The following is a 10,784-nucleotide window of genomic DNA, read 5'->3' on the forward strand; positions in this document are numbered from 1 at the left end:
ATGCTCTGCGGTTCATGTGAAACCTCTGCCTGGTTGTAGATCCAGACAGGGTAAGCAGATTTAGCTAAAGCTGGAATGTGCGGTTGGTGTTACGCTCACGGAAAAACGTCTACGACAAAAACAGAGCACTTTTCAAAAGCCTTTTTCAGGCAGCCTTAATTTACACTAATTCCTACATCGAATTTATTCGATGTAATTAGGCTAATTATTTTAAATTGAGGTTTGAGATGAAAAAAATAAAGTTATTGTTTAAAACATTAAATTTTCTGGGAAGCAATGCTGGCACAACACTGAGATCAACACTGGCCCACACATTACGTGTTGACCAGAGCGAAACTGTCTATCGTCAGGAAAACATGCAGAAGTGGGATTGCACACAGACAGCGGCAAATCAACTTTGGATAGGAAACAGCTTTTTAGCTCAAGGTCAAAATTTGGCTCCAAATACAATGCTCGATTTTTCGACCTTTATGACCTTTGGAATGAATACCGAATTTATCAATTCAATTGTGAGCCACTACCAACAACCGGCAAATAAAGGACGTCTAAATGAGCAAATAGCTTCTGCTAAATTTGCATTAAGAACCGCCTTTAAGGCGATTGAGAAAAATGTTCCAGATAATGTGAGTTCAATGGTAAGTCGGTGTTTGAAGGACGGTTCTAATTATGATGAGCTTAAAGATATTTTTGTTGATTTGCCGCAGGAGTTTCGACCAAAACAGTTAGTACAGAAGCTCGAACGTTTTTACTCCAGGCAGAAACGTAAGGGCAGATATCCATGCCGTAAAAGTACTATTGTGCAGGAGGGGATCCTGACATTTCCACTAAGGGATCCGCTTACAGTCGGATTTGCAGAGCTCGAAAATGAATTAACCTCCTCAGATCTGATTTTTGCAGTGAAAAGCTTTTTGGATAAATATTTTAGCGAGTACCCAATCATTGCCATAGTCGCTCACGTTGATGAAGTTAGGCTTCATGTTCATTATTTTATTGATGGCTGGTCTAACGGGCAGCTACCTAAAACTATCCCACAAAAAGTTTTCAGCTGTTTTTTACCATTTGATCTTCTAGCAAAGTCTAACAATTCGGTCTTGAGCAAAGAGGACTTAAAAAAAGTTGGCTCCACTTTGCAAGTATGTTTCTTTGAGCACATTAATGAAGTGCTGTTAAATAAAAAAGGCATTCATGCTGAGATTTCGCCAATTGAAGAGCGTAACAGCGCAGAAGCAAAGCACCGGAATTTGGATGCTAAAAAGCCAATTTATATGCGGAAATATCAACGGATTAACGAGCAGGTTAGGCAGTTAGAACTCCAACAAGAAGCTTTAAATGTCCGCAATGCGGAGTTGCAACGTACTCTGGCAAAACTAGTGCAAAAAGACATTGAGTTAAAAGAAGCCATTGCAGAAAATGACGATACGATTCTGGAACAGCAAAAGATTGTAGACGTATTGCATGGTGAAGGCTATTGGGAGTTCACTGATGCGCTAACAGCTGCATTTAAATTAGCGCCCTTATTTACCTTTACTACAGATCTGGAGGCTAAAATAAATGTGTTGCTTAAACGATATCCACTATTGCAGAGAGATTTCTGGCAAGACTTACTGAGACTGGGTCTTGGAGCTAATGGGGCTGTTTACAGTGACAACAAAAAGGCTAATAACAGCAATTAATATAGTAAAAAAGTGAAAGTTTGAATTAGGCGTATTTGCTTCATAACCAGCAGTTTCTCCAAAGCAACTTGAGCCAGTTATTTCAAAGGTGCTAGATGACAGGTCTTGCTAGTTGCTCAATGGGCAAAGAGCAAGACCTGGTAGTTTATAGTTTAGAGCGTGATATTAATCATCTTCCTCATCGGAACCCCGGTACTCTTCATTGTTAGGGTTTAGCTGATTTGCATGATTGTCCAGACTATCCCAATATGCATCATTATTAGGGTTCATGCTGTCACTGCGATCATCATTTGCTGTTCTACTCATTGCTGTTTCTCCTTTTGGTTTGGGTTCAACTGTTTACCGCGAATACCTTGTGCAAGGTCGTATTGACGGTTGGTGCCTTTAGTTCCTGGATTTTTGTTTCGAATATCAGCGTTGTTGTCATGCGGGGTAATGTGCTTTTTCAAAATAGCTCCTTGGTTGATATTGCCCAACGGCATCGCTATAGTCGCAAAGTCATAAAGATAAATAAGGGACAAATGACTGAAATGTTGGCAAAGGAACTGCAATGTGGATTGAATTTTTTAATGTGGCCAGAGGTAGTCGCGAAAGCAGTCTTTGAATCGGATTCCTTGGCTGAATTTTTTCTAAACGTAATTCGATTAAAACCTGAGAATAAAGATGTGACTTCCGACCATGCGTTTTTCCGGAAGATAAGAGCTGAAGATATTACTGAAGAAGAAGCTGATGAATTTTTCAGGCGCTACGGATCAGAAGCGGCGGCTAACGCAAAACCAATTCAGGAAATAGGTGCCTGGACCATTTTCAAGTTATATGCAGATGCAGAGAGCGTACTTCTTGATAATTCTAAAATTAATCCAGTACGCAAAGCTCGGTTAAAGCAGTTTTTTGCTTTTATTGGATATCTTTGCGATGTTGATTCTGCCTTCATAACGGAATGCCAAAGTTACGCTCCGGATGTTAATTACGATTTTTTGCGGCGCTCACATCTTGAGTGGCTGCTTATCGATGTTGATTTAAGTCAGCATGACAAAGCCGAAGCTGCAAAACTGATGATTGCTTCCATGCTAAATTTTGCTGCAATACTAAGTCTCTATATTAAATGCTCATTTATTGATGATAATGGTACTTCCTTACACAATTCTTTAGTCGATAGCTTTTTACCTGAAATAGCTATAAATGGAACAGAGCCTAGTTTTATTAATTCAAATCACTTGCTAATGGAGCGGCTAAAAAGAGCATGGGAGAAAAGCGAACATCGTATTGATAAAAAGAGCACATGGCAGGGATTTTACAGAGACTTAGCAAGGGCAGAAACACTGAATATTGATTGGTATTTAGACCCCAAGAGCAAATTGCCGTATGAGTTAGAAGACCCTGACGTGAGTAAGTTTAAAAAGCGGATATCCAGAATTAAAAGTGGTGTCTTGAACGGCAAAAATATAAAGCCTGTTTTGGTATCTGTGAAGGAGTTACAGCAGACCTTCATAAAAGCAATTTCACCAGAGCATTCTGCTCTAGTTGATGAAAGTTTGCTCGACTTTGTAATCGTAAAGGTATTTGAGTACGTTCAAATATCGCTTTTAAATGACGGCATAAACCCCGTCTTGATTTGTGAGCAATTTGCTGAATACTCGAAATATGAGACCGCGGTTGAAGATCGTTTCAAAGAGTTTTGCAAAACGGACGAACATTTTTTGTCGAAGACCGGCACTACTTCCTGACTAAATTAAGTCTTGGTATGAGATCACTACGTAAAGCCCTAATTTGCACTAATGATCTAATATCAGATCATTGACGTGTCCCTGTATGACAACGTTAATAGAGCCTATAATTGAAACAGATTGTCCTAGTAGGACAACGGTTACGCGTATAAAGACGTATAGCATCTGTAGTACCAAGGTGACAAATACATATCAAAAATTAGTGCAGCCCTAATAGGGAATTGGCCACTACATAATAAAATGACGCAGGGAATAAGTTTTAGCTCAAGTAGCTTATCATCATATAGCAGCCTCAGAACCTCGGTAACTCAAAGTTCTTTCTCTAGAAAATTAGCGGCTAGGTCCAGTTGGTGCTGTGTGGAAGTGTAGTTAAATAATTCTGCTAGTTCTGCATGCTTAGATTTGTCTTCGTATAAATCAAACAAATTCATGTCAACCGCTCATTTTTAAGCTTAGACAGTTTAGTTTGCCAAGATGCGAGCGTTGGTTGTAATTTTAACTTGCGTATAACGGGGTGTGCTTCAGTACTTATTAAGTTTAGCCGTTTAAGTGCAACCTTAAGCTGCCGCAGCGAAGAATGTTCTGCCGAAAGTACCAGCAGAGCCGGGTAAATGGATTATTCGGCTTTATTTGGCCAGCGTAATCTAATTTGGGCTGTATGCCTAACCATGAGTTGCTGGCTTCCCACTTTAAATTCGCGGGACGGCCCTGAAGACCTGTACTAATGATCCAGATCTCCCGAGTTATTTAGTTAAGAGAAACTCTCAGCACCAAGCCGGCATTAAAATCTGGGTTAGTCGCATGGTCTTTATATCCGTGCGGATTACAAACAACCCGACAACCATGAACATAATAATCTGCATTGGTATGGATATGGCCATGCAGCCATAATGCAATTTTGTGCCGCTGAATGGTCTCTTCCAGGTTAGAAACGTAAGCGCCAATAATCGGATTGGTTTGCGCGTGCTCGGGTACTGACTTTATTGACGGTGCATGATGACTTACCACCACATTGGTTGCGGTCGTTGACTGCGCCAAAGAGTTTTCGAGCCAATTGAGTGACTGTTTGTGGATGACTGAAATGTCCTGCGGACGGATTTTAGAATAAGTGGGCGCGCGTTTAATTTTCTTGTAATCGTTCATCCGTTGCTGGCATTCGAACCCGGTTAGGCGGGCATCTCCTGAAATTTCGAAGTCGGTCCATAACGTCATGCCATGGAATCGCACACCATCAATATCCACGAATTGGTTTTCCAAAAAATGTACTGACGAGCCGGCTAAAACTTCACGCACTTTTTCATGCAAAACGGGGTAGGTCTGTTTGTAATACTCGTGGTTACCCAAAACATAAATAACTGGAATATCGAAGTTTTGGGCGAGCAACCATTCTGCGCCTTTTGTGCCGGTATGCAGATCACCGGCAACAACCAATACATCAGCATCTGTTGATGGCAAATCAAAATTACCGAACTCAAGGTGAATATCGCTGAGAATTTGTAACTTCATGTTGTCACCTGAATTTGTTCATGCGTTCTAATACTACCAGTAATTTGCAAGGGAATTCTCATCCTAATCTAAGTATTACTTAACAAAGCGCAGCGCGCTTTCTAAGAGAATCTTAAGCACTGATTTCGCTCTGGTGCCAAGATGTCGACACATAATGCTGTACCGTTACCAAGACGGCTGAAAGAAGCCAGGCTTGCTGCGAAAATGACGCAAGAAACGCTTGGTATATTGGCGGGTTTAGATGAACAAGTAGCCAGTGCCAGGATGAGCCAGTATGAGAATGCCGTTCACACCCCTGATTTTAATTTTATCCGGAAAATAGCAAAAGTTCTTAAAATACCAACCGCCTATTTCTATTGCGAAGAAGACGAGCTAGCTCAGGTTATCGTATCGCACGGCAAAGCCAAGCAAGGTGACATGCGTTAAGCGGGACTATTTTATCTAGTCTTAAATGTATAGCTAAATAGCCGTGCTAAATTGGCTGCATCGGATACGGCAGAATGCTGCCGGCCCAAAGCGCTAATACCGCAAATTTGCAAAGCGGTTTTTAAGCCAACTCGTTTAATTTTTCGTTGTTTACAAAATGTTTGCTTAAAATTCTGATACTGCACACTGTTAAGTGGAGACGCGATGCCGGCGGCCGAACATTCCGCTTGCAAAATTCCGCTGTCGCTTTACCCCCAAGAAATCACAAGTTGTGCGTTACTGGCTTCAATAAACCGGCTAAACCCTGCAGCGACCCGCTGAATATGGGGAGCTGTGCTGTGCTGACCTGCGCTGCGCTGATGCCGGTTAATGTCGTGCAAAAAGATGTTACCTGGTAAGGTGAGACGGGTTGCACGAAACTTTGAAATCCAGAAATAAACTCATCGTTCTCGAATAATACTGCCCCAATCTCAATAATTTGATGGGGATAATCTAGAATATCCTGCTCACAGGTTAACTCCAAATCAAAGGCTATAAATCTCAATGTGGCTTCTCCTGTGTTGTCGCTCAAATACTGCGACTTCAATTCTCGCCTTGAAGTCGCCAGGAATGGCTAAAAATATTATCACTTATTAAAAAAATTATTACTTGCTTAATATTTAAGACTTGCTTAGATTACCATCTTGGCACGTCAGTTGAAAAGCTGCACACGCAAAGCTATGGGCCTTAAGGGGTAATAACCCTCATGGTCGCCAGGCTGCATCAATATCAATTAATATCGAATTGTGCATTTGCCTGTTAGCCATTTCAGTAACTTAAAGATGGATTGTAAATAATGCACAAATTTAAATTCGGCGCTATTCCAGCAATTATAATTGCTGCTTTATCTAGCTCAGCTTTCGCGCAAACGCATGAGCATACGCCTCAGTGCGGCCATGATAACCTTTCTAGCCCTGCGCTTAATGCGCTGAGCGACATTCGATTCAAAAAGGCGGTAACCAGCAAAGCAGCCCCCTTTACCGATGGTGCAGTACGCACAATGAGCGCCAATGTTAGTTCAGAAAACATCATTGATGTAATCGTGTACGTTCACCCCACTTACGTTGAGGACTTAGCTACTCCATTCCGGTTTGATGAAAATGACAAGCCTATTGAAAATGGCGCACAGTTTATGTACGACCGCGTTCAGACGCAGTACGACAAAGTTAATGCTGCGTTTGCCATCAATAATGTCAATGCGCGTTACCGTGTTGCGTATATTCACCTGCTTGATATTGAGCGTGCTGAGCTTGGCAATACAGATGCACTGTATGATGAATTCTTTGAAATTAATCTGTGTGCAACTGAAAACTTCGAAGAAAATAACCCTAAGTGTCAAACTCAGGTATATGAAACTGCCACAGCATTATTTAACCAGACTGGCGCAGATACTTTTCACTATCTTCGCACCATTACAGATAGCGGTAGCAACATCGCTGGTCTAGGTAATTTTTTTGGTGGTACTGCACACTTTGATGATTATGTTATTCGAATACCTGATTTTATCAATTCACAAGCAGATGAAGCAAATATCGATCTATATCTTGCTCAGTATGGCTACATTACAATTCACGAAGTTGGCCATGTTCTTGGCGCTAACCACCCTGATGAAGATACAGATGGTAAAGGCCATCAGGCACATCGTTGTGGTGAATCATTCCCCGGTGCGACAACAAGAAAACGTACTGTTATGGGTGCTGGTGACGTTCAGTTATTCTTCTCTGACCCTGACGTATTCCTTAATGGCGAGCCCTGCGGCATTGCAGGCGTAGCAGACAACTCAGACGCAGTTCGCACCAACGCACCATTGTTAACTGCTGTTGGTGAAAAGGCGGTTATTAGTACCAACTTTGAATTTGCTGAAAGTGAATTTACTGTTGATTCGGGTTCTGGAAAGCATACTCTACGTTTACAGCGGTTAGGTGATTTATCGCACCCTGTTAGTGTAGCATTAATGGCTGTAGACAGTTCAGCGTGGGAGCAGCGCGACTTTAACTTTGGCTGGCAGGAGGTAGCGTTTGCTGCTGGTGAAGCGTATGGCGATGTCACTTTCACAGCGTTAGAGCGTGAGGGTAAATTTGAACATACACAGTTTAGCGTAAAAATGATGTATAGCTCTGCTGGTACGGTTACGGAAGAACTGGTGCAGGTAAACATTCAATCGACAAGTCTGCCTGTAATTGGCTCTGTCACCCTTGACCCTGCTGCATACTCAGTAGTGGAAAATGCAGGCACAGTAACACTGACTATTAACCGCACTGGTGGTACTGATGGTGAAGCGCAGTTAACTGTTAAATCACGCAATCAAACCGCGTTATCAGGTACTGATTTTACGGCGCTGGATAGTGTTGTTACATTTGCTGATGGTCAGGCTGCTGCTACGGTCACTGTTAATATTACTAACAACAGCACCTTTCAGGGTTCACGCACTTTTGCAGTGGATATTGCACCTGTAACTGCTGGCCTGTTAACAGGCAACACAACAGCCGTTGTAACCATCACTGATGATGAAACAGCACCACCTGTAAGCGGTGGCGGTGGTAATGGTGGCGGTGATTCTGGTAGCGAATCAAGTGGTGGTTCATTTGGCTTCTTAACTACTTTGTTTGGCCTATTGGTGCTAACGCGGCGCAAGTTTACTAATCAATTCCACAACGAAAGGAAATAAAAATGGAAGGCACAGTTCTGCATTATGATGACACAACTAAAACAGGCATTATCAGGAATGATAGTGGTGACAGATATGATTTTGCCAGTGCTGACTGGAAATCCGGTAGTAATCCTCGTACTGGCGATAAAGTAGATTTTGTAGCGAGCGATAAAGCTGCTTCTGAAATATTTGTGATAAAAAGCGCTGTTCAACTTAATATGGGGAATGTGACGGACAAACTTGCCGATTTTCACAGCTCAGATGTCGGGCAGAAAATCAGCGCGTTGTTTGCTCATGGCTTGCATAATAAACTCGGATTTTTCGCATCACTGGTAGTTTTAATATCACTGTTTTTTTCTGTGGTTGAGGTTCCTCTGTATGGCTCAGTAAGCCTTATTGCCGGTGCAACTGGCAAATTGATGTTTGTGCTGCTTATCGTATTGGCGATCTTCTTTTATGGTGGCGCAACAAAGCTCTACACCCGTGTTTTAGCCGGTGTGGCCCTGGCACTGCTATTTTTCCAGTACTACAACATGGTTTCTGATCTTATGGAGCTATTTCGCTATGGCCGGGTCGGCAGAAATACTCCAAATCTATTTGCGCTATTTCAGTTTGGCGCACTGATTAATATTATCGCCAGTGTGGTTCTGTGTGTAGCCGCATTTTTCAGAAAATATCGCAGCAACGAGCATGCTCTCTGATTGAAACGACGGCTGTCTATGAATGACGGCGTCATAGAGGCTCTGGCAGAATTTATGTCTGCCAGTCCTTGTCAGCTTGCTGCTGCACCCAACGCTCAATATCGCTTTGATACCACATGACGGTATTTGGCCCCAATCGAATTGGTTTCGGAGCATCGGGCTGCTTTTGCATTAGATACCAATTGGATTTGCTAATCGGCACGATTTTTAGCACCTCTTTTAATCGTAATAACTGCATTGATTTCACCTCAAATTATCTTGAGATTATTTTCGGCGATGATGAAGGCAGTCGCAATGATGAAATTAGTCAATTCAATTTGAAGGCAAAACGGTTGAAAATGACGAAATCTGGTATTTTCTATATAAATCAGTAGTATATTTGGTTTTGAAGCGGTTTATCAGTGAGTATGCTGGCGGCAAACCGATTAGTTTGCCGGCCAGCAGGTCATAAAGCCAATTGAATTTACATTATTAAAGCACTCAGATTAAAACGTTGCGGGCTTAGCATGCTTTTAGCGGCAGTTTGGATATAGCCACTCCACCAGTTCATCATGGTTCTGCGGTGATCCAGGTAAGTGGCGTTGTTGTAGATGGCCCTGATTGTATTTTTGTCAGTATGCGAAAGCGCTTGCTCAACCCAATCACTGTTAAACGCATGCTCATTTAATACGGTACTAGCGAGAGAACGCATGCCATGAGCTACTAATTTAGTATTAAAACCAATTGCCTTAATTACATTGTTTACTGAGCAACTGCTGCGGTGCTTGCGTTTATCATAATGTCCTGGGAAAACGAATTCATTGTTTCCCAGTTGCTGCATCAGTTCGAGTATGTCCATACATTGTTTGGACAACGGCACCTGATGAGGGCGACGCTTCTTCATAAATTCAGCGGGGATATTCCAAATTGAATTGGCAAAATCGATGTCTTGCCAGCGAGTTTTGACCGCTTCTCCCGGGCGCACCATAGTATGTAGTTGCCATTCAAACAGACCACGAGCCACCACATCAATATTGGTATTATTAAGCTGCTGCATCACTGCGGGTAGCTCTGCAGGCTCTATCGTGCGCATTCTGTTGCTTTTGGGGCTTAAAAAAGCCGATTTAATTCCATTTAATAAATTGAATTGAAGCACACCGGTGTTGGTGGCCCAAACCATTAACTGATTAATAAACTGGCAAAGCCTAGATAGCGTCTCAAGCTTTTTCGCTTTCTCTAAGGGGCGCAAGATCTCAATAACATGGGGTGCTGTCAGTTCAGATAGTGGTAGATGCCCGATTTTTGGCAGAAGATGTAATTTGAATGAACCTTGAATTTTAGAAGCATACCTGGCAGATATGGTACTGGATTTGATTAAAAACCATTTTTCGAAAACCTGCTGAAGGGTATTTTGTGCATTGATACTTGCTGCGGAGTTTTGTTTTTCTAACCAGCGCTGAGGATCTATTTTGGAGGATACTAATTGACGATACTGAAGTTTTAACTCGCGAGCTTGTGCCAACCCCATTGACGGGTAAGTACCAAGTTTGATGTTAGTTCGGCCGCTGTGATGGGGTGGCACATAGTTAAAGATCCAGGACCTGTTGCCATGGGGGCTAATTCGAAGTTGCAGGCCTTCTCCGTCATAAAGGGTGACGGTGAGTTGACCAGGTTTACGCGTTCTAATTGCAGCGTCACTTAAAGGACTGATTTTTCTTGGCATGTTGGTTACCTCGTTTGTTGCTATTAAATAGTTTGCGTGGTGCAGTTACACCAAACCTTAAATTGAATGTAAGAGGCATTTTGGGGGGGCGTTGATGCGGCTTCAACGGTGAAACCATTTGAATGAATAAACCGCAAAAAAATCGCCAACGAGAATAGTAGGCAAAAGAATAGTTTTTAAATTTTGTTGTTTAAAATCAACGCTATTTTCGCTGCCGCCCTGGTGGCGCTGCGCACCCCACGGGCGGCAGGGCCGGAACGCTGCGTATTCCGGTAAAAACAGACAGTCATTTCGGTTCTATCCGATCGCTTCATAACCTTCTTTTTCGCCAAGTCTCTTTTTACGCTAAGTGATCGGATT

At 42.3% G+C, this 10,784-nt stretch carries 12 protein-coding genes and 1 riboswitch; of the genes, 5 read left to right on the forward strand and 7 right to left on the reverse strand.

What is annotated here, in order from left to right:
• The first annotated feature begins 227 nt into the window (after window positions 1–227).
• Window positions 228–1,673, forward strand: coding sequence for a hypothetical protein (locus VT06_RS16080; protein WP_046555353.1), 1,446 nt, complete (start codon window positions 228–230; stop codon window positions 1,671–1,673).
• A 165-nt stretch (window positions 1,674–1,838) separates the two neighbouring features.
• Here the strand turns inward: VT06_RS16080 and VT06_RS18495 are convergent, their stop codons facing one another.
• Window positions 1,839–1,979, reverse strand: coding sequence for a hypothetical protein (locus tag VT06_RS18495; protein ID WP_200898008.1), 141 nt, complete (start codon window positions 1,977–1,979; stop codon window positions 1,839–1,841).
• Entirely contained in the window at window positions 1,976–2,122 is a 147-nt protein-coding gene (locus VT06_RS18500; RefSeq protein WP_200898009.1) for a hypothetical protein, read from the reverse strand. The genes VT06_RS18495 and VT06_RS18500 overlap by 4 nt, the downstream gene beginning before the upstream one ends.
• Window positions 2,123–2,194: 72 nt before the next feature.
• On the opposite strand from VT06_RS18500, the gene VT06_RS16090 reads away from it, so the two are divergent.
• A complete protein-coding gene (locus tag VT06_RS16090; RefSeq protein ID WP_046555354.1) occupies window positions 2,195–3,400 on the forward strand; it encodes a hypothetical protein in 1,206 nt (401 codons plus the stop codon).
• 747 nt (window positions 3,401–4,147) lie between these two features.
• Here the strand turns inward: VT06_RS16090 and VT06_RS16095 are convergent.
• Window positions 4,148–4,906, reverse strand: a complete 759-nt coding sequence (locus VT06_RS16095) for a metallophosphoesterase (RefSeq protein ID WP_046555355.1) — start codon at window positions 4,904–4,906, stop codon at window positions 4,148–4,150.
• Window positions 4,907–5,047: 141 nt separating this feature from the next.
• Between VT06_RS16095 and VT06_RS16100 the strand changes: the two genes are divergently transcribed.
• Window positions 5,048–5,332 carry a helix-turn-helix domain-containing protein gene (locus VT06_RS16100; protein WP_046555356.1) on the forward strand — a complete coding sequence of 95 codons (285 nt, stop codon included), beginning with the start codon at window positions 5,048–5,050 and terminating at the stop codon, window positions 5,330–5,332.
• A 262-nt stretch (window positions 5,333–5,594) separates the two neighbouring features.
• Here VT06_RS16100 and VT06_RS16110 read toward each other — a convergent pair whose 3' ends face one another.
• Window positions 5,595–5,876: an exonuclease domain-containing protein gene (locus VT06_RS16110; RefSeq protein WP_052750324.1), complete on the reverse strand. Its 282-nt coding sequence runs from the start codon at window positions 5,874–5,876 to the stop codon at window positions 5,595–5,597.
• A gap of 131 nt (window positions 5,877–6,007) precedes the next feature.
• Window positions 6,008–6,097: riboswitch (cyclic di-GMP riboswitch) on the forward strand.
• Between the two features lie 70 nt (window positions 6,098–6,167).
• On the opposite strand from VT06_RS16110, the gene VT06_RS16115 reads away from it, so the two are divergent.
• Window positions 6,168–8,039 carry a Calx-beta domain-containing protein gene (locus VT06_RS16115; protein ID WP_046555357.1) on the forward strand — a complete coding sequence of 624 codons (1,872 nt, stop codon included), beginning with the start codon at window positions 6,168–6,170 and terminating at the stop codon, window positions 8,037–8,039.
• A gap of 2 nt (window positions 8,040–8,041) precedes the next feature.
• Complete coding sequence (locus tag VT06_RS17665) at window positions 8,042–8,722, forward strand: hypothetical protein (RefSeq protein WP_052750325.1); 681 nt, start codon at window positions 8,042–8,044, stop codon at window positions 8,720–8,722.
• A 52-nt stretch (window positions 8,723–8,774) separates the two neighbouring features.
• On the opposite strand, the gene VT06_RS16125 is transcribed toward VT06_RS17665, so the two are convergent.
• The 3 genes from VT06_RS16125 to VT06_RS18650 form a co-directional block, all read right to left on the reverse strand.
• On the reverse strand, window positions 8,775–8,960 hold the full coding sequence (locus tag VT06_RS16125) for an AlpA family transcriptional regulator (protein WP_046555358.1): 186 nt from the start codon (window positions 8,958–8,960) through the stop codon (window positions 8,775–8,777).
• Window positions 8,961–9,185: 225 nt separating this feature from the next.
• Entirely contained in the window at window positions 9,186–10,424 is a 1,239-nt protein-coding gene (locus VT06_RS16130; RefSeq protein WP_046555359.1) for a tyrosine-type recombinase/integrase, read from the reverse strand.
• A 176-nt stretch (window positions 10,425–10,600) separates the two neighbouring features.
• Window positions 10,601–10,784: hypothetical protein (locus VT06_RS18650; protein WP_235357460.1), on the reverse strand; the 184-nt coding region annotated here is incomplete at its 5' end.

It is taken from the genome of Arsukibacterium sp. MJ3 (assembly GCF_000987765.1).
Taxonomy (GTDB): Bacteria; Pseudomonadota; Gammaproteobacteria; order Enterobacterales; family Alteromonadaceae; genus Alishewanella.

Excerpts from the sequence above, each read along its gene's own strand:
- VT06_RS16080 (WP_046555353.1), top strand. The coding sequence starts at position 228 with ATGAAAAAAATAAAGTTATTGTTTAAAACATTAAATTTTCTGGGAAGC.
- VT06_RS16130 (WP_046555359.1), bottom strand. The coding sequence starts at position 10,424 with ATGCCAAGAAAAATCAGTCCTTTAAGTGACGCTGCAATTAGAACGCGT.
- VT06_RS16115 (WP_046555357.1), top strand. The coding sequence starts at position 6,168 with ATGCACAAATTTAAATTCGGCGCTATTCCAGCAATTATAATTGCTGCT.
- VT06_RS18495 (WP_200898008.1), bottom strand. The coding sequence starts at position 1,979 with ATGAGTAGAACAGCAAATGATGATCGCAGTGACAGCATGAACCCTAAT.
- VT06_RS16090 (WP_046555354.1), top strand. The coding sequence starts at position 2,195 with ATGACTGAAATGTTGGCAAAGGAACTGCAATGTGGATTGAATTTTTTA.
- VT06_RS16095 (WP_046555355.1), bottom strand. The coding sequence starts at position 4,906 with ATGAAGTTACAAATTCTCAGCGATATTCACCTTGAGTTCGGTAATTTT.
- VT06_RS16100 (WP_046555356.1), top strand. The coding sequence starts at position 5,048 with ATGTCGACACATAATGCTGTACCGTTACCAAGACGGCTGAAAGAAGCC.
- VT06_RS17665 (WP_052750325.1), top strand. The coding sequence starts at position 8,042 with ATGGAAGGCACAGTTCTGCATTATGATGACACAACTAAAACAGGCATT.
- VT06_RS16125 (WP_046555358.1), bottom strand. The coding sequence starts at position 8,960 with ATGCAGTTATTACGATTAAAAGAGGTGCTAAAAATCGTGCCGATTAGC.